Here is an 18485-nt window from a genome sequence, read left to right as displayed (position 1 = left end):
TTAGCGTCTTATTAATTACTAGAGATTTACCGATAATAATACTAACACTTTAAATTAGTTCGAAGAATATTTTTATAACAGAGCCATATAATTACAATAAAATAAATCACCACTCTGGCGATATGTATAACTCATAACATCCCTATTGACTATTATTTTAATGCTTTAATTGACTGCATCAATAGCTGCTTTGCGGCTTTCTGTACTTCAACATCAGACTCAAAACTTTGTTGTGCAGAAGTCATATCAGCTATTTGCTCAATTTTATTAACGTTTGATTTATATATAAAACCATTTTTATCTGCTTTAGGGTGATTTGGACTATAAATAGCTAAAGCAGGAGCCTCGCTATTTATTATTTTCGATGCAATAACACCTTGAGATTTCGATTCTTCATTTAAGTAAATTGACTCAAATACAGGAACTTTTGCTTTATATATTTCATCAGCAGAGCCCGCTACTGACTCAGCATTTGCCATATTACTGGCTACCGTATTGAGTCGAATTGACTGAGCGATCATTCCACTAGTCGCCACATTCATCGCATCGGTTAGTGTTAACATTTTATTCCTTTAATTATCTATAAATAAACTTAAACTACCCAAAAAATAGTGTAGATTTTCTACTTACCCCTAATTGCGGCTAATCTTGAATCTCTGGTTGTGGTTAACATTTCTAAAGCCATTTGATAGTCTGTTGTATATTCAGAAAACTTTGAGGTCTCTAAAGCATCATTTACTGTATTTCCATCTAATTTAGGGGTAATCTCGCCTCTAAATTTTATATCACCCATTATTGTATTTTTATTATTTTCTTCAGATTTTAATAACTTAGTTAACACATCGTTGAACTCAAGATCTCGAGCCTTGTAGTTAGGCGTATCTCTATTTGCAATATTTGCAGATACTAAAGATAATTGTTGCTCTCTTATTGCTAGAGCGGAAGAAAAAAAACCTAATGTTGAGTCTAACATGCCTATCTCTTTTTGAATGTAGGTAATATTACTGTATATTCGAATATATACATTAAGCTATAACTTTTGGAAGCCTTTTATGACAAAAACATCTGAATTTGTACAGTACAGTGATGCTTTTTATGAAGCCAAAGCTATTGAACATCCAACTACCTCTGATACCAATAATAATGTAGTGACGAATAAGATTGGGGAGTTTGATAATGAACCTCTGCCAGAAAACATCATTAATAACACCTTAATTAATACAGAAAATGACATTGAAGGATATGATGACAAAACTTCGTCCCATTATGATAATGGTTATCAGGATGGTTATCAGGATGGTTATCAGGATGGTTATGCAAAGAAGCTTGAGGATACCATGACAAGCGAGTTAGAGGCTACTAATGAAGCCGATAGTGACCAAATCAAACTGGAGATTGCAGCCAAATTAGAATCTTTATCTAAAAATAATTTTTTCGATAACTCAATTATTGCGGAGTTTGTAAATCTGGTATCAGCGGTGTCTAAAAAAGTCGTGTTATCTGAATTATCCACAACCCCTGAGATGATAGAACGAGCTGTCTTGGCTGCAATTAATGAACTGATTAATATAAGTGATATCATTGTTGAATGTAGCACAGCAGATTTTGAATATATGCCGAATAAAGATAATATTGTGATAAATATTAACCCATTAATGAATACTGGTGAATTTTCGGTTAGTTGCTCAGGACAGCGAATTGATTCGACTTTTTCATCAAAAATTGATGATGTTATAAGGAATGCATTTAATGTATCCAAGTAATTACACAGGAAGTATTACGCTTACTGTATTGATTTTAATTGGTTTACTCATTATTCGTTATTTGCTCCTTCGTCATAAAGATTTACTGTTTAAATTTATGAATATCAATCTCGATATGCCCTCTAAAAAGGGGACAGTCATCATCCAAATAGAAACAACAACTAAGATCAGTAAATCATCAAGCCTTATGATTGTAAATGTTGATGGCGAACGACTTCTCCTCGGAGTAACTCAGGATTCCATATCCAATATCAAATCGCTTGGAAAAAGTGAAAGAGAATACAACAATGAAAGATAAATTAGTTTTTACATTATTAATGTTAGGTCTATTTTGTTGCAGCAGTAGCGCCATCGCTGCTGATAATACGATAGAACTCATTAAATCGGTTCCTACTGCCGGTGGCGTTAGTTATAGTACAAACTTACAGATCCTTGCAGGTATGACCGTTATTAGCTTGCTTCCTGCAATTTTACTAACAATGACTGCCTTTCCAAGGATTCTGATTGTTTTAGCGTTACTAAGACAAGCATTAGGCACCAGTTCCAACCCAACTAATAAAATATTAATCGGCATTGCTCTCCTGCTAACGTTATTTGTTATGTACCCTGTATTCTCTGACATAAAACAGCATGCAATAGACCCGTATTCTGAGAATAAGATCACTGATACAGAATTGGTTATAAGGGTAGAAAAGCCGATTAGAAAATTTATGATGGATCAAACAAGGAAAAAAGACATTGATCTATTCCTAAGTATGACTGATACAAAAGTTGATAATAAAAGTGAAGTACCGCTACCTACTCTTATGATTGCCTACTTAACTTCCGAGCTTCAAACGGCCTTTCAAATTGGCTTTATCATTTTCATTCCATTCCTAGTGATTGACTTAATCGTAGCCTCAACGCTTATGGGTCTAGGTATGATGATGGTTTCACCGATGATTATTAGTGTTCCGGTAAAATTAATGCTGTTCGTATTAATTGATGGCTGGTCATTAGTTCTAAGTACATTAGCTAAAAGTTTTTACTTTTGAGGTGGCATTATGGGTCCTGAATACGTTTTATTGTTAGTACAAAATGCTTTTATGGTCGTCGCGTTTGTCGCGGGACCAATAATAATGGTTTCTTTAATCCTTGGTCTCGTGGTTGCTTTATTTCAAGCAGTCACACAAGTAAACGAAGCCAGTTTATCATTCGTGCCTAAGTTAATTGGCGCAGCTATAATGATAATCGTAATGGGGCCTTGGATGATCGGAAAATTAACTGATTTTACCATCGGATTATATACCAGTATTCCGGCTGTAATTGGTAGCTAAGTATGGACGCTTATTCTGTTTTACTTAAATATATGTATGGCATTTATTCGCCGCACAACTTGAGTAGTTTCTTTTATGTTTTATTTAGGATTTCAGCCTTTATTGCTGTTGCTCCATTTTTTGGAGATACAGTCGTTCCAAAGAAGATCAAAGGCGTATTGGTATTTATGTTAAGTGCATATATTGCGCCATTACTCCCTGTACCTAAGGAGTTGGAATTATATGCATATACGCCTGCAGTAATGTCGGCATTACTTCAGCAGATTCTAATCGGCCTTATTCTTGGACTAATATGCAAAGGGTTTTTCGACACCTTAAGAATGGCGGGGCAAAATATCTCAAATGCTATCCAACTTGCTTTTGCTCAGATGATAGAACCAGGCAGTGGGTCACAATCTTCTGTCATTGGTAATATTCTTAATACCGTTGGCAAAATGTATTTTCTATCCTCACTGGGGCTTTTATTTTTAATTGGAATATTTATAAAAAGTTTCTATGATATGCCGATAAGTGCTGATTTTCTTTCAAATAAAAGTTACTTCGACATCGCTTGCTGGATGGGTAAAATCTTTTCTATTGGAATGATGCTATCAATACCAAGCGTTGGTGTGGCGTTACTGATTAACGCAGCGATGGCTATCGTTACTCGCTCAGCGCCATCGCTGAACATTTTTTCTATTGGTTTTCCACTAGTGATCATCAGTGGTGTTATAGCACTAATTCAAATAATGCCTTACTTGCTCGAAAGATTCTTAGTGTCATCCGATTATTATTTTCAAATCATCAATAATATAGGACTCTAATATGTCGCAATCAGGAGACAAAACAGAAAAGCCAACGCCAAAAAAAATAAAAGATGCCCGTAAAAAAGGAGATGTCCCGCGCTCTAAAGAATTAAGCACCGCGGTTATACTTATTATTGGCGTGCTCTTTCTTACTGTTGATGGCGCAAGATTAACCAACGAGATGGGATTCTCAATGAGACATCTTTTGTACTTTGATTTTAAAACACTAAAATCACCGCAAGATATGTCAATGCTAATCATGCAATCAATTGGTTCAGCATTCATCACAATACTGCCCTTTATTTGTATGTGTGCGATTGTGGCATATCTTGCTCAATCGATGCTGGGTGGGCAGATATTTACGCTATCTAAATTAATGCCAAAACTTAGCAATATCAGTCCTATTAGTGGATTGAAGAAAATATTCAGTTCAAAGTCTTTAGTTGAATTATTTAAGTCTATATTAAAAGTTACGCTTGTTACTGGCCTTTGTTTGGTATTCCTTCCATCCAATATCATTAAGCTTATCAGTCTCTACAATGCGAGTTCCATTTCTGTCGCTTTGTCGTTAATGGTCGCAATTATTTTAAATGGAGCGATGTCATACGCACTTATTCTTTTAATTGTTACGGCTATCGACGTCCCATATCAACGTTATAGTCATAATAAACAATTAAAAATGACCAAGCAGGAAATTAAAGACGAATATAAGAATGCAGAAGGCAGTCCTGAGGTAAAGGGTCGATTACGACAATTAATGCGAGAAGCTTCACAACGTAAGTCAGTTTCTAATGTTCCTAATGCTGATGTTATTCTTACGAACCCAACCCACTACTCTGTTGCGATAAGATATAAGGACGGACAGGATCAAATTCCGGTCATTTTATCTATGGGTAGAGACAATGTCGCAATGCTCATTAGAGCTAAGGCATCAGAATGTCGCATCCCTGTTCTTGAGGTTCCTCCATTAGCTCGTGCGCTTTTTTTTCATGGTAAAGAGGGCGACACCATTCCATACGAACTCTTTGTACCCGTAGCAAAAGTATTAGCGTATTTAAATAGGCTAGACAACAAATTAGCTCATCATATTGATAGTGGTTTTATCAGTGATCTCATGGTTCCAACTGAATTATCAGAAAAATAATAATAAAATCCGGCATAATAAGCCGGATTTTATTAATGGCTTATTTATCCTTCTTATCTGGGAAATACATAACATCTAACATATCTTGAATTGAACTTGAGCGCGATAGTGCAGACTCAACATGAGAATATTTTCCCCAATACTGTTTGGCTAATTTATCTGATTTATCTTGCGCGGCGTCAAGCTTTGATACTAATGAATCTAAGCTATTGGTATCAAGTGATTTTTCATAATCCTTAATTGCCGCTTTAACGACGCCTTTATCATTGTTGATCATATAGCTCATAGAGTTTTTAATAGAGGTTAAATACCCGCGTTGAATAGTAATCGTTTCTGGCTTTCCTATTTGAACATTTGAACTAATATTCAGCACTAAGCCTTTGGTTGATTTGTCAAACATTGATGATAATGCATCCCCATCGCCTAACGCATGAACTCCATTAATCTTACCCGCAACATCCTTACCGATATTTTTTGTAAGCGTTGTTGTAAAACCAAGACTCTTATTATCTTCATCGACTTCAAAGGAATATTTAGAACCATTTTTAGATGACGTGAGTTCAAGCGAGCCATCAGATTGGCTCTTCACGATCACACCATCACCTTTCGATTTCATTGCATCATTACGGTTTATTTGATTAGATATCTCCAGAGCAAGCTGATCGGCATCATATGTCTTACCCTCTTGCATTTTTATATCGACTTTAATGCCATTAATGGTCATTTTGATAGTGCTGTTAGTAGCATTAATACTTACTGGGTATTTAACGCTCCCCGTATGAAGTTTAGCCGGTGCTGATTTTTCAGTAATTTCAACATCATATTTACCGTTTTGTGTATAGTAACCACCGGTTTTAGTATTACCAATTTCTTTTATAGAAATTGCATGTGTAGTGGAATGGTTTTTATTCAAAAGCACATCATTAATAATTTGCGGATTAGCCTTCAGCGACTTCTCTAATTTATTTCTATCAAATGATAAGTATCCTTTTTCATCCGTTTTAATACCAATGTCTTCTAACGAGTTGCCATTTTGAGCTAGCTCAAAATCCATATCTGACAATGATTGTTTTAAATCTTTTAGAACCTTGGAATCATGAAGCGAGCCTTGAAACTTTTCACCTGGTGATGGGTTGCCAAGGAATGATGTTACATCCATAAGACTATTAAAGTTATCGACAAAGAACTGCACATTACCAACAAGTGTGTTTGTATCTTGAGAGACAGAGATAGCAGCTGGCGTGGTCGTCTTGCCAGTGATTTTTAAGTCTAACCCCATAACATCTTTTATATCATTTGAGGTATATTCAAAATCTATCCCATTAATACTAAATTTTGAATTATCAGCACCGACTTTTTCTGTAAATGTCGCAGTATTAGTTCCATTGTAATTAAAAGAATCAATATTATTAATAGGTAACGCACTATCTTTCGTTGTTTTTATATTAATAGCATGATCAGCACCCGTTTTATTTGAATAGATAGCTAAACGTTGTTTATTTGAAGGCGTGGTAATTACTGTTGCAGTAATCCCCATATTGGCATCATTGATCTTATCCGCGAGACTTGAAACAGTATCCGTCTCATCAACCTTAATTAAGCCACCACCGCCTTGCCAGTTATCAGAAAACTTACCCGCACTATCATATGACCCCAGTGAAAACTCCATACTCCCCTTACCAATAGGCTGAGATGGATCATACTCTCCAGTTGTTAATGTCTGAGCAGATGCAACCTGAGTCACATTGAGCGAGTACTGAGTCGCTTTGGTTATATTAGCCCCTTCATTAACCGTTGCACTCGCCGCCAGCTTATCGCTTACATTGACATCAAATCCACTTAGAAACGATGCATCTGACAACTTCTCTACTGTTTGTAAAAGAAAAGTGTTCATGGTTGAAGTTAAAGAAGTTAGAGCTCCAATCTTTACATTAGCATTGGTAATATTTTGTTTAAGCTCAGGTATAGTGCCGCCCATTTGTTGCTGAACAGACATTTGAACCAAGAGGCCAGAGTCAAAACCATACTTTTTACCACCACCTTGAGACTTTAATATTTCACCGGCAACTTCGTTTCTGTCCGTTTTTGTTGAGTAATACGCATCTTTACCAACTATTTGGCCGTTATTATTTCCTGAGACACTAAAGTTCATAATATTATTTACCTTGAATTAGTTACATAATGGTATTTTACTGGAATGGTATTCCAGCTGTTGAGTAGTTCTATCGCTATTTTAAGTGCGTCCTTCACTGCCTGCTCATCATGGCGAATAATACAACATGTGCTCTTATATTCGATAAAAGCATAGAGTTTTCGTAGATCTGAGCATAATTCAGGGTAAGCACTGTCATTTAATGTATTTCTTAAATGAGAAGTAATATTATTAACTTTTGTTAAAACATCGCCCTTAATTGCTGTTAATCGATTTACCTCCCTCATGACTTTTGCACGCTTCATTATTGCTGATTGGTTTGCAGGCCCAAATGTTTTATCTCGGTTTTCCGTTAGCTTATCAGCGATACCTCGATATTGATCAATTTGCGCAAGATATACCAAAGCATCTTTTAAACACTTTACAATTTCAGAGTACAATAAGGCTGTTAATTTATGTGGTGAAGCGCCTCCGATTTTATTTTGAATTCCGCCCCCATAACCTCGACTAGCAGCATAATTTTTTTGCACCATAAATCCTCTAAATTTCGTATAGTTGGCTAATACTGTCGGCAATATTAACAGACTCTATCGGACTCTGTTTTATATATTGTTCAATAGTGGGGTATAAATTAATGGCCATATCAATATTTGAATCTTTACCCATTTGATAGGCTCCAACATTTATTAAATCGCGATTACTATTATAATCAGCATAAATACGTTTAAATTTAATTGCTGCCTGTTGATGGTTTTGAGCTGTAATCTCTGTCATCACTCGAGATATTGAAGCACTAACGTCAATTGCAGGATAAACCCCCATACTGGCAATAGTTCTTGATAGAAAAATATGGCCATCAAGCACCCCCCTCGCAGAGTCTGCTACCGGATCATTGCTATCATCACCTTCAGTCAACACTGTATAAATAGCGGTTATCGAGCCGCCATTACTTCCCTTTCCTGCTCTTTCTACTAAAGCCGGCAACATCGCAAAAACAGACGGTGGGTAGCCCTTACTTGCAGGTGGCTCACCTAACGATAAAGCAACTTCACGTTGAGCTTGTGCAAATCGAGTTAAAGAGTCCATAATTAGTAATACATTTAATCCCTGATCCCTAAAATACTCAGCAATTGTTGTTGCGGCTTGTGCACCTTGAAGCCTCAGCAACGGCGGCTCATCTGCTGGACAAGCCACAATGACGCTTTTCTTGCGGGTTTCTTTATTTAGTGTTTTTTCAACAAACTCTTTAACCTCACGTCCACGTTCACCAATTAAACCAATGACAACAATATCTGCCGTTGTATTCTTGGCAATCATAGAAAGTAGCACTGACTTTCCGACACCAGTCCCTGCAAACAAGCCGATTCTCTGACCTTTGCCGATGGTAAGCAGGCCATTAATAGCTCTTACTCCAACATCAAGAGGCTCATCGATTATTCCCCTCTCCATAGGGCTAATACCCTGTCTAACAAGAGGTAATCTATTTTCACATATGATAGGCCCGCAACCATCTAACGGAAGACCTATTGCGTTAATTACACGACCTAATAATTGTGATCCTACGGCTAAACTACTTTCCTCACTGATCATTTCAACTTCAGCCCCTAGTCTTAGGCCTTTAGTTGAGTTTACTGGCAGCAATGAGGCTTTATTATGACTAAAACCAACAAGATCCGCGATCACCTCACCAGTTGAGGTCTTTATTGAAAACCTTGAACCAATAGGTTGATTAATACCAATAGCCTCTATAACTAAACCTTTGGTTGATTCTAGGCTTCCATAACTCTTATTAGTACTTTGTGTTGCAATTGCCTTTATGGCCTTTCTAAGCTGTTGCTTAAGGTTAAGTTTGCTATTTATTTTCATGGGATTAATTAATAATTACACTAATACTATCAAACAAAAAAGAGCGCTTTAAGCGCTCATTTTTTAAAAAATAATACAATCACATACTAAGAATATCATCCGACATCTTGAGCACTGTTTGCATTATTGATATCGATGACTTGGTCATATTTTTAAATTTTGCAATATCCACTGTAACTTGCGCAAAATCTGAATCCTGAAGCATGGACAGTTGGGTTGAATAACTGATATCCAGTGATTCATAACGCTTAATCGAAGTATTAATTCGTTCAACGCCAATCGCAATATCTGTTGTTTTAACAATGGCTTCATCATTAAACGATTTAGCTGTCGCTTTTAGCTTTGTAGCTTCCTCAGGAGAGAATGATTCTCCTTTTTCAAGCTTATCTCTGAGCTCGATAAGTCCACTAAAAATAGAAACCCCGTCTTTATTACTAAACAGATTACTACCATCGTATGATATTTTACTATTTAAATTCGTTCCAATGACAATCTTTTTTTGAATATCATTACCTTCGTATTTAAATCCAGCAATATTGCCATCGCTATTACGGGTAAAGGAAAAAGCTGGGCTATTTGAATTATTGCCTGCAAATACATAATCGCCAGTATAAGATTTAGAGTTTGCTGTCAGTGCTACTTGTTCAATGATTTCATTTAGATTTTTAGCAAATACTCGCTTATCCTCGGCATTAGTCGTTCCGTTAATAGCTTTTTCCGTTAGTGCTAAATAATCTTCTGTCGACTTTTTATAAGTATCTAGGGAAGCCGATGTTTCGTTCGCTAGAGTTGTAGCATACTTTGCACTCTCACTGTACGAGGCATTTATTGATATCGTCGATTGAAGCAGCATTATTTGAGACTCTGCGGCTGGATTATCGCCTGCTCGATGGATCTTATAGTAAGTGTTATTTTGCGCCTCTACTGTACGATCCATATTTTTTGATATTGACGATGCCATATTTCTAAATAACAAGTTAGTAGAAATTCTCATATTTTATCCTATTACTTCTAAAATTGATGACCAAAGTTTTTGAGAAGTTTGCACTATTTTCGAAGCTGCTTGGTAATTTTTCTCATAGCCCAATAAGCTAATTCGTTCATCACCTAGATTAACGCCACTATATGCTCCCCACTCTTCATTCGCTGAGTTATAAATGCTACTAGATGTTTGCTTTTGTGATAATGCAGTCGCTGAATTAATGCCGATATCAACAAAAATAGAAGCAAGTCCTTCTGCAAGCGTCGAAGAACCATTAAACATTATTTTATTATTACGAACATTAATAAATGAAGATACATTCCCATTATCACCATTAACAGCCGGTGCCTTTGAGGAAATAGCAATGTCATTATCTGTACCTACAACCTCAAATTTTTCGGCGGCTGTTTTCATAGGATCAATTAAAAAGCTATCACCTGTCATTACAACGCCGGTAGATAATGATATATCCAAGCCATCAACCTTGATAGGTAGGTCAGCAGATGAAGTAACAACTTTAGTACTATTATTATAAAGCTCAAAGCCGGTTGGCGTTTTTGTTAGCGTATAAGAATCTGCAGTTAATGCCTGATATCCTTTGGGATCAATTGCTATCAGCAGATTACTATCACCTAGATTATCTTTAGATGGTGAAGCGCCCGCTGTAATCGGTGCAAACAAATCTTTGCCTGGCTGATTATCAGCAGTAAAACCTTTTCTATTTGCTTCATTGTAGGCGCCAGTAATAGTCGTCGCCATTAGTCCTATTTTTCGCTGAGCTTCAGCAAGAGCACCACTTCTTACTTCAAGTTGACCACCAATGGTACCACCAAGCAATTCTGGATTATCACTTACAATCTTCCCATTCACAGATACTGAATAATCATTACTAAATTCTGATTTACCAACCTTCAAGTCTCGATACTTATCACCATCAACTAACGTCATACCAGATTTAAGTTCAATTCTAACGGTTCCATCGCTCCCAAAACGGGTGTTAACATCAAGCTGTTTTGATAAATCACGCACCAAAGATTCTTGGCGATTTAATAAATCATTTAAGCTATTACCTGGTGGTGTTTTTGAAATTTGATTATTTAATTCAGCGGTTTGTTTCAATAACGTATTAGCATCGCTAGTCGATGTTTTAATTTGGCTATTTATTGCGTCCTGCTGCTGATGAAGAGAGCGCGCCATATCGTTAATGTTGACCCTAACTTGATCAATATCAGCAATAATTGTTTTTCTTGTCGATGGCGTATCTTCAACTAATAGTCCATCCCATGAACTAGACATTTGTGTTATAGACGACTGAAATAAATTTTCATACTTACCATTTTCAGTCGTTGTTGAGCCAGTGATCAATTTATCAATTTTTGACGCTAAATCATAAGCAGATGAGTCTGCAGCACTTCTGGATGTTGCCATATTTAATCTGGAAGATAAAAAAGAATCACTCATCCGCTGTATATTTACAATTAATTGACCACCAGAGCCGGTAGTAAATTTTACCGTTTCACGAGCGAAATTGGTATCATCTGCATGCTGAATATTTTTAGACGCTACAGAGGCACCAGACATGAAGCCTGATAAAGCCTGTTGTGCTCGATTGATCATGTTTGACATATAGGTGCTCCATTTATTTCGATATAATTATATCGAATTTATCTATTTCTTATAATTTCTTTATAAAAAAACACAGCATAGCTGTGTTTTTTTATAAAGATAATATGACATTTATTATTAATATTGTCGATATTAAATTACTTAAGCAATTGAGTCACTTCGCTTTGCATTTGGTTTGACTGTCCTAACATTGCTTGTGATGCTGAGTTCAGCACTTTTTCTTTAGCTAACTGCATAGTACTCGCGGCATAGTCAGTATCTTGAATACTACTTAATGATGCATCTGTATTATTTTTAACGTTATGCAGATTATCTGATGCAAAACTCAGACGCTTTTGCGCGGCACCTAAGCGCGCTCTTTGCTTAGAGACGGTATCAAGAGATGTTTTAAGAGTAGAAAGAATATTATCTAAATCTGATGAGTTAGTTAATGAAGCACCTTTAAGTCCTAGGCCTTCAGAGCTCAAATCAACGGATCTCAGAGCGATATTATCGTATGAATTACCTAAACTACCCACGTTAATAACAATATCACTGAAGCCAGTTTTACCGTCAGTCGCTGTTCCCGCGCCTAGGCCAGTTTTAGCTGTTACGGCTGAACCTGCAATTGTATCAATTGTTGACGCGCCAAGTTTTACTCCATCAACTCGATCATCTGAATCAATTTTCAAATGGCCATCAGAATTAAGGATCGCTTTTGCATTAGCACCAGCAGCTTTTAATGCTTTATTAATAGTACCAATAATTTCATTAGCAGATAATGACTTAGTACCAAAATCGACACTGATTGCGATTGGTACCGGTGTACCTGGTTTTGCTGGCACAGCAGCAGCTCCACCTTTAACGGCAGGAACTGCAGCAGTCATTGGAGCCGTAGATACATTAAAAGTTAACGTATTATTAGCAACAACAGGAGGTTTAGCTGTCGCATCAGCAGCAGTAAAAGTGATGCCTTTTGAAATATCTTTACTAAATAAAGCAGAGCCAGCACTATCACTCGCATTATTAATCAAAGAAATGCCATTATAATTAGCTGACTGAGAATTTCGATCTAATTCGTCAACCAGTGAGCCAAATTCCTGATCCATCATATCGCGATCTTGAGCGGAGTAAGCGTCATTCTTACTCATTTCAGTCAATTTAGTCATGCGCTGAAGAAGTGTTTCAGTCTCTTTCATTGCCCCATCCATTGTCTGGATAAGGTTAATACCCATATTAGCATTAGTTACTGCAGTATCAAGAGAGTTAGACTGAACTTGCATCCGTGAAGCCATTGCACTACCTGCAACATCATCTGCAGCATTATTAATACGCTCTCCCGTAGATAGCGCAGTCATTACCTTTGAAATGCCACGTTGTGCAATCCCAACTTGATCAACAGCATTACGAGATGCAGAGTTAAAGTTAACACTTAACATGAATTTATCCTGTTATTTTATTATTATCTTAATATCGACAAAATAAATTTGTTTTTAAATAAAAAAGCAAAAAAAACAGTAAGCTAAATCATTCGATAGTTAATATAATTATAAATTGACAACATATCCAATGACTCATTTTTCCATTTAAATACAAACACCTATATAAAAACAACCTCTTGGTAATATATTTCTCTGGTTACGAAACATCGCCACTAATTGTTGTAATATAATTAAATTGAAAAACCATTACTCTCAAATACATGTTTTATTGTCGTTTCTCACCACTTTTTACGCTACATTCACTCTCAATAATCTAAAAAAGTGTCATCAATAAAAATAACCATATGATTAGTATATTTATTTTACGAATATTTCATTATTGACGACTACCGCACAAACAACATATTTATGTATTAAAATGTAAATTATCTTCTTATCAGCATATAATATTGCTTAATTATGCTAATAAAATAAGTAGTATTTAAATTTAAATATTTCAGGTTTGTAAATAACGATAAAAACCGAGAATATAAATATTTTCGGTTCTCACATACGACAAGGATTATCTAAATATTTAGATCTACATTACAGGTATTATCTCACGAGATAGAACATTTAACATCAGCTCTATTTATCTATTAAAATCCACATAACAATCATACCCGATTAAGATTCATAGTTAGAAGCTCTCTAGCTCCAACATTAAAGCGAAGTTCAATAACGCCATTAGTACTGGTTTTTTTTATTAACTCAACACCATGCTGGCTATATTGCTGAACAACTACATCTTGAATGTCTGAAATCAAGTCGTCATAGTTTAGTTCAGGTTTTAATTCTTTTTCTTTAAACCACATAACTCTCACATCTCCTTACAAATAATAATTATACTTTAATATTAAACTACAAAATCTAAATCACTACAAATAGCCCATTATCTAATTCGGTATCCTACACTATCATCCAACAGACAGAAAATATCATAATAAATTGATTAATAAGAATTAAAGCATTGCTGATGATTACCCCTTACGCTTAAAAATAGTTAAATTTGTATGTTCTACGCATTTCAACACAGTGGCAGCAGATAAAAAGACGATTTAAAAGATCTGCTTTAACAAGATCGTTACACAGAATTACCTGGCTGATCATATTTTCTTAGCCCAAACAGAATTTGTCCAATTTCATCATTTTCAGCGGCTTCTTTTTTATCTTCCAAAAAATTAATTTCCGACGTCTTTGACTCAATAACAGACTCAATTGCTTTAAATTCAGAGAATGCTTGTCTCCAAGCACTTAACGCATCAGTGAAACAAAGATTTAACGCTGCAAGCTTCAATTGTGATTTAACAATATTGTCATGTGCAGAGGTAATTAAACTATTTTTAATTTGGTGGAATAGAAATGTATTTTCAGTGGTTTTTTCTAGCGTTAGCTCTTGGTAGTATTGCTTTAAATTATCAAGATTTTTAACCTCTGCATCCAGCATCTTTCTCGATTCAGACAAAATCACCGCCTTATTATCAAGATTAGTTTGCTTAATATCTTTGTATGTTTCTAAGCTTCTAATTTTATTTTTAAGTTCTTTAATCAAAAATGAATCCTCAGCTGACATTTTTCAATTAATTGTGATATTAATGAACAATATCATCAAATCGAGCATAATTATGACCTTTATAAAGCAATTACCAACAATATCGCCTAAAAATAAAGGCTCTTTGAAACCAACCAAACAAGATCATGGCAAAAAAATCGACCATAGTTTTGAAGCAACCTTAAAATCACTCAACCTCCATCAAGCACCAAGAAAAAAAGAAGTAAAAGTCAGCGATGAAGTAATAGCTAAGGAGCAGCTGAACTTTACACCGAAAAAGAATCGGCTTGAAGGGGAAGATGTTAAAAAGGTAAGTAAATCTAATTTAAAGAAAAAAGAAAAAAAGGAAAACACTGAATCTGAAAATATGATACCGGTTGATATTACTGTTTTTAATCAGCAATTATCATCTAAGCCAAAACCAGTAACCACTGATATCATTAAAACGGCTATCCTTGACCATAAACCTAATATTAAACTAGTTAATGATAAGCTCCCTTCAAAAAACCTTAGTGCCTCAAGTAAAACTGATGCTAGACACCAGGCCTCTGCTTTTATTACTGACGGAAAACAACCCGATCTTCGCATAGCGTTAGCTGAAAAGAAAAACTCCATGAGTGAGTCCTTAGATCTAAATGGTAAACATAAAATAGATCTATCATTTCATTATGATGATTTAAACGGTTTTGTTCAAAAATCACCGCAGTCAGAATCATCACCAACCGTTGAGTTAAATCCCAAAAACCTTGTACTTTTTAATAATAAACCGATCACAGAAAAAGAATGGGGCAGTGAGCTGTCAAGAATCATAAGTAAGAATATCAAGGATATCAAGCAGCTAGAAATTATCGTCCACCCAAGACATTTAGGGCCAATAAAAATACTTATTGAAGAAGCTAATGGTAAAAATAAAATAAGTATCGTTGCCAAAGATGCCTATGTTGCGACATTAATTGGAGAGCATGTAAATAATATTCATACAAAACTGCTAAATAGTGGAGAGTCAATTGTCAGTATTAACGTTATAAATGACTCTAAATTGAATGATTCCAATCAAGATCACAAAAATCAGCACGGAAATAAAGAGCCGCATCAACAGTTAGACTTTGGACCAACAAATAATAACATTGAAACTAAAAAAGAATCATCAAAAAGTTTGACTGGAATTTTTGCTTAATATCAATGCGTTAGCATTATTTTTACTGAGTTTTATCAATTTATATAAAAACCACATTTAAAAAATCAAATATAACTGCCGATATATGATTCATATAATTCAACAATAATTAATTATTTAAAGGTAATTTAAAATGCTAAGCATTAACTATAATTCAGCATCACGTAACGCCGTAAACCAAGTAGGTAACGCACAAACTGGTATTGCAAAAGCAATGAATGCGCTATCAACAGGTAACCGTATTAATAGTGCTGCAGATGATGTTGCAGGTAGTGCAATGGCATCACGCATGCAAGTACAGTCTAACTCTCTTGATACTGCAGTAACTAACGCTAATATGGGCGTTAACTTAATCCAAACAATGGATGGTGCAATGAAAGAGACTGAAGAACTTCTTCAGCGTATGACTAAATTGACTGAAATGAGTAAGAATGATGCCTACTCAACTCAAGATCGCGATATGATGGATCAAGAGTTTGGTGCTCTATCAAACGAATTAGATCGTAACGCTCAGTCAGCTAATTACAATGGTATTTCTTTGATCAACAATGCTGGCAATACTGCAGCCTCTGCTTTATTTGATAAAGATATTTCAAAGGGAATTACCTTTACCGCTGGCAACGATCAATTAACATTTAAAGTAACTTCGACATCACCTCTTCAACCAGCACCTAAAACTGCAGCTGAAGCTGTAACTGCAGCAACTGCAGCTGTAACTGCAACAACTGCAGCTAAAGCTGCAGCAGATGCAGCAGCTACTGCTAGTCCTTCAGATGCAGCTTTAGCTAAAGCTAAAACTGCAGCAGATACAGCAGCTACTGCAGCAACCGCAGCTAAAGCTGTAGCTGATACAGCTGCAGCCTCAGCAACTGCAGCTAAAACAGATCCAACGAAAGCAGCTAAAGCTGCAACAGATTTCAACAAAGCTTTAGATGCCTTAGCAACACCTACTTCAAAGGATATCACCGTAGATTTTGGTACTAAAGCATTATCTGCAAATGATATTGTTGGTGCGATTAATAAGTCATTAAAAGCTGCCGGTGCAAATGCAAATGCAACCATTAACTCTGAAGGTCACTTGAAAATTGACTCAAATGATCGAGTAGATGGTGCGAAATTTACCAAGTCAACAATTACTGACATTGCCGGTACAGCCGCTGCTGCAACAGGTCTAGGCGCAGGTACAGCGACTGACGGTAAAACTGGTTTTGGTGATATCGTTATTAACGTGGGTAGTTCAGGTAATGCATACGACAATATCTTCCTAAAAACAGTTGATTTAAGCTCTGAAGGCCTAGGTCTTAAAGGCGCTTCATTAACAAACTCAACAGATCTAGATAAGACTCTATCGACTCTTAAAGCTGCTCTTGATACTGTTACAGAGCAACGTTCTCATCTTGGTGCATCTCAAAAGCGCTTAACGTTTGCATCAGATAACCTACAGAATGTTAAAAACAATACTGACGCATCATTAAGCAGCATCGAAGATACTGATTACGCTGCTACTACAATGCAATTAGCTAAAGAAAAAGTATTGAACTCAGCATCACAAGCAATGCTAGGACAATCAAACCAAATGCAAAGTGAAGTAACTCAATTACTTAAGTAATTCAGCACTACTTTAATACGATGAGTAATCAAGCTGAACATTTAACTTGATTACTCCTCAATACAAATAAAAAACCGAGAACATTAATTTCTCGGTTTTTTTATAGCTATATCATATCTTTTAAAGATTATTGATCCACTCCATCATATAAAACACATTACTTATACCATAATAATTCCGCATCAACATTCATCTTAATTTTTTTCTGGTATTTAATAGCTATAGTGTCTTGCTATCTTTTCATCTGATTCTAGAATTTAAATCTGCGCCAAATAAAAACACTGTAATTAATGCCATTAATTACAGTGTTTTTATTTATTTTTAATGATTACACCTTTTGATAAATAAAGCTAACCAACGCTTTAAAATGCACATGATCGACAACTCTAACAGACTAAAGAAGAATATTTGAACCACCACTAATGAAAACCTTGAAATACATCACTTAAAACAGCGTCAGTTTGAAACAACAATCCCATGGTGAAATAATCCATATTAAGCTAAGGCCATCATAAGCAGTTTGAAAGTGCTTTAATAGAAAATGGCTGAAACCCCATTCATTAACGTCTGATTGAGTAGGATAAGTAATTATTCATAATCAAAACTCTTTATTTGATAGCTTAATATGCCTCGATAACTCGCCTCAAGTGATAAACCAACGAAAGCAGCAGCATATGTACAATAGAAATTACTTGACTCAATTTCTCCAGTCTCAATATTGTGAAGGCTGTACAGTTCCGGCTCATCACCAGCATCTACACAAGCTAACTCGTTTTTTACGATGATAGCATCTGCAGCTTGCTTTAAATATTGTGTTTTTTCTGATATCAGCGAGTACTCTTCCACCACATATGATGAATTCGCCATATTCTTCGTTAATTTTTCAATAACCTCAATCAACTGAACTACCGACAAATTACTATCCAGATAATCATTTAAATTTATCACTAAAAATCACCTTTTCAACTATTTGCTTCACTGAAAGTAATTTTCCAATGATATAATTAGCGAATTATACATGTAAATAAAGCATGAACAACCATTGCTATCTAG

19 protein-coding genes are annotated in these 18485 nt (G+C 35.6%); 8 read left to right on the top strand and 11 right to left on the bottom strand.

All coding sequences use genetic code 11. The features are described from left to right. Window positions 1-152: 152 nt before the first annotated feature. Complete coding sequence (gene flgC, locus PPBDW_RS22475) at window positions 153-563, bottom strand: flagellar basal body rod protein FlgC (protein ID WP_036788601.1); 411 nt, start codon at window positions 561-563, stop codon at window positions 153-155. Between the two features lie 59 nt (window positions 564-622). Further along, window positions 623-973, bottom strand: coding sequence for a flagellar basal body rod protein FlgB (flgB, locus tag PPBDW_RS22470; RefSeq protein ID WP_036788598.1), 351 nt, complete (start codon window positions 971-973; stop codon window positions 623-625). Between the two features lie 79 nt (window positions 974-1052). Between flgB and PPBDW_RS22465 the strand changes: the two genes are divergently transcribed. From PPBDW_RS22465 to flhB, 6 genes are read left to right on the top strand one after another with little or no spacing between them, the layout of a single operon-like run. After that, complete coding sequence (locus tag PPBDW_RS22465) at window positions 1053-1763, top strand: FliH/SctL family protein (protein ID WP_036788595.1); 711 nt, start codon at window positions 1053-1055, stop codon at window positions 1761-1763. Then, window positions 1750-2061 carry a flagellar biosynthetic protein FliO gene (locus PPBDW_RS22460; protein ID WP_036788592.1) on the top strand — a complete coding sequence of 104 codons (312 nt, stop codon included), beginning with the start codon at window positions 1750-1752 and terminating at the stop codon, window positions 2059-2061. The genes PPBDW_RS22465 and PPBDW_RS22460 overlap by 14 nt, the downstream gene beginning before the upstream one ends. Next, window positions 2051-2797 carry a flagellar type III secretion system pore protein FliP gene (gene fliP / locus PPBDW_RS22455; RefSeq protein ID WP_036788590.1) on the top strand — a complete coding sequence of 249 codons (747 nt, stop codon included), beginning with the start codon at window positions 2051-2053 and terminating at the stop codon, window positions 2795-2797. Before PPBDW_RS22460 ends, fliP begins: the two co-directional genes overlap by 11 nt. Window positions 2798-2806: 9 nt before the next feature. Next, window positions 2807-3079 (top strand): flagellar biosynthetic protein FliQ, encoded by a 273-nt coding sequence (locus PPBDW_RS22450; RefSeq protein WP_036788587.1) that lies wholly within the window; start codon window positions 2807-2809, stop codon window positions 3077-3079. 2 nt (window positions 3080-3081) lie between these two features. Continuing rightward, window positions 3082-3882: a flagellar biosynthetic protein FliR gene (fliR, locus tag PPBDW_RS22445; protein WP_036788584.1), complete on the top strand. Its 801-nt coding sequence runs from the start codon at window positions 3082-3084 to the stop codon at window positions 3880-3882. Window position 3883: 1 nt separating this feature from the next. Continuing rightward, window positions 3884-5008: a flagellar biosynthesis protein FlhB gene (flhB, locus tag PPBDW_RS22440; RefSeq protein ID WP_036788582.1), complete on the top strand. Its 1125-nt coding sequence runs from the start codon at window positions 3884-3886 to the stop codon at window positions 5006-5008. A gap of 40 nt (window positions 5009-5048) precedes the next feature. Here the strand turns inward: flhB and fliD are convergent, their stop codons facing one another. From fliD to PPBDW_RS22400, 8 genes are all read right to left on the bottom strand, one after another. Next, the gene (fliD, locus tag PPBDW_RS22435; protein ID WP_036788579.1) at window positions 5049-7160 is read right to left on the bottom strand and encodes a flagellar filament capping protein FliD; all 2112 of its coding nucleotides are present in this window, start codon (window positions 7158-7160) and stop codon (window positions 5049-5051) included. An 8-nt stretch (window positions 7161-7168) separates the two neighbouring features. Continuing rightward, the gene (locus tag PPBDW_RS22430; RefSeq protein WP_036788576.1) at window positions 7169-7693 is read right to left on the bottom strand and encodes a flagellar export chaperone FliS; all 525 of its coding nucleotides are present in this window, start codon (window positions 7691-7693) and stop codon (window positions 7169-7171) included. A 7-nt stretch (window positions 7694-7700) separates the two neighbouring features. Then, entirely contained in the window at window positions 7701-9026 is a 1326-nt protein-coding gene (locus tag PPBDW_RS22425) for a FliI/YscN family ATPase (protein WP_036788573.1), read from the bottom strand. A gap of 79 nt (window positions 9027-9105) precedes the next feature. Further along, window positions 9106-10020 (bottom strand): hypothetical protein, encoded by a 915-nt coding sequence (locus PPBDW_RS22420; protein ID WP_036788570.1) that lies wholly within the window; start codon window positions 10018-10020, stop codon window positions 9106-9108. Window positions 10021-10023: 3 nt separating this feature from the next. Beyond that, window positions 10024-11634, bottom strand: coding sequence for a flagellar hook-associated protein FlgK (locus PPBDW_RS22415; protein WP_036788567.1), 1611 nt, complete (start codon window positions 11632-11634; stop codon window positions 10024-10026). A gap of 137 nt (window positions 11635-11771) precedes the next feature. After that, window positions 11772-13052, bottom strand: a complete 1281-nt coding sequence (locus PPBDW_RS22410) for a flagellin N-terminal helical domain-containing protein (RefSeq protein ID WP_036788564.1) — start codon at window positions 13050-13052, stop codon at window positions 11772-11774. Between the two features lie 659 nt (window positions 13053-13711). Further along, window positions 13712-13909, bottom strand: coding sequence for a hypothetical protein (locus tag PPBDW_RS22405; RefSeq protein ID WP_036788562.1), 198 nt, complete (start codon window positions 13907-13909; stop codon window positions 13712-13714). A 269-nt stretch (window positions 13910-14178) separates the two neighbouring features. Then, a complete protein-coding gene (locus PPBDW_RS22400; RefSeq protein ID WP_160295702.1) occupies window positions 14179-14646 on the bottom strand; it encodes a flagellar export protein FliJ in 468 nt (155 codons plus the stop codon). A gap of 43 nt (window positions 14647-14689) precedes the next feature. Between PPBDW_RS22400 and PPBDW_RS22395 the strand changes: the two genes are divergently transcribed. Continuing rightward, entirely contained in the window at window positions 14690-15823 is a 1134-nt protein-coding gene (locus tag PPBDW_RS22395; RefSeq protein WP_156312928.1) for a flagellar hook-length control protein FliK, read from the top strand. 133 nt (window positions 15824-15956) lie between these two features. Beyond that, window positions 15957-17432, top strand: a complete 1476-nt coding sequence (locus PPBDW_RS22390) for a flagellin N-terminal helical domain-containing protein (RefSeq protein ID WP_052957447.1) — start codon at window positions 15957-15959, stop codon at window positions 17430-17432. Window positions 17433-18020: 588 nt separating this feature from the next. On the opposite strand, the gene PPBDW_RS22385 is transcribed toward PPBDW_RS22390, so the two are convergent. Then, window positions 18021-18380 (bottom strand): hypothetical protein, encoded by a 360-nt coding sequence (locus PPBDW_RS22385; protein ID WP_036788556.1) that lies wholly within the window; start codon window positions 18378-18380, stop codon window positions 18021-18023. Window positions 18381-18485 lie beyond the last annotated feature (105 nt).

Source organism: Photobacterium kishitanii (genome assembly GCF_000613045.3).
Lineage (GTDB): Bacteria > Pseudomonadota > Gammaproteobacteria > Enterobacterales > Vibrionaceae > Photobacterium > Photobacterium kishitanii.
The sequence above is the reverse complement of the archived record's forward strand: the minus strand, read 5'-3'. Positions and strand labels throughout refer to the sequence as shown.

Coding starts and splice junctions, on each gene's coding strand:
- flgC (WP_036788601.1), bottom strand. CDS start 563: ATGTTAACACTAACCGATGCGATGAATGTGGCGACTAGTGGAATGATC.
- flgB (WP_036788598.1), bottom strand. CDS start 973: ATGTTAGACTCAACATTAGGTTTTTTTTCTTCCGCTCTAGCAATAAGA.
- PPBDW_RS22465 (WP_036788595.1), top strand. CDS start 1,053: ATGACAAAAACATCTGAATTTGTACAGTACAGTGATGCTTTTTATGAA.
- PPBDW_RS22460 (WP_036788592.1), top strand. CDS start 1,750: ATGTATCCAAGTAATTACACAGGAAGTATTACGCTTACTGTATTGATT.
- fliP (WP_036788590.1), top strand. CDS start 2,051: ATGAAAGATAAATTAGTTTTTACATTATTAATGTTAGGTCTATTTTGT.
- PPBDW_RS22450 (WP_036788587.1), top strand. CDS start 2,807: ATGGGTCCTGAATACGTTTTATTGTTAGTACAAAATGCTTTTATGGTC.
- fliR (WP_036788584.1), top strand. CDS start 3,082: ATGGACGCTTATTCTGTTTTACTTAAATATATGTATGGCATTTATTCG.
- flhB (WP_036788582.1), top strand. CDS start 3,884: ATGTCGCAATCAGGAGACAAAACAGAAAAGCCAACGCCAAAAAAAATA.
- fliD (WP_036788579.1), bottom strand. CDS start 7,160: ATGAACTTTAGTGTCTCAGGAAATAATAACGGCCAAATAGTTGGTAAA.
- PPBDW_RS22430 (WP_036788576.1), bottom strand. CDS start 7,693: ATGGTGCAAAAAAATTATGCTGCTAGTCGAGGTTATGGGGGCGGAATT.
- PPBDW_RS22425 (WP_036788573.1), bottom strand. CDS start 9,026: ATGAAAATAAATAGCAAACTTAACCTTAAGCAACAGCTTAGAAAGGCC.
- PPBDW_RS22420 (WP_036788570.1), bottom strand. CDS start 10,020: ATGAGAATTTCTACTAACTTGTTATTTAGAAATATGGCATCGTCAATA.
- PPBDW_RS22415 (WP_036788567.1), bottom strand. CDS start 11,634: ATGTCAAACATGATCAATCGAGCACAACAGGCTTTATCAGGCTTCATG.
- PPBDW_RS22410 (WP_036788564.1), bottom strand. CDS start 13,052: ATGTTAAGTGTTAACTTTAACTCTGCATCTCGTAATGCTGTTGATCAA.
- PPBDW_RS22405 (WP_036788562.1), bottom strand. CDS start 13,909: ATGTGGTTTAAAGAAAAAGAATTAAAACCTGAACTAAACTATGACGAC.
- PPBDW_RS22395 (WP_156312928.1), top strand. CDS start 14,690: ATGAACAATATCATCAAATCGAGCATAATTATGACCTTTATAAAGCAA.
- PPBDW_RS22390 (WP_052957447.1), top strand. CDS start 15,957: ATGCTAAGCATTAACTATAATTCAGCATCACGTAACGCCGTAAACCAA.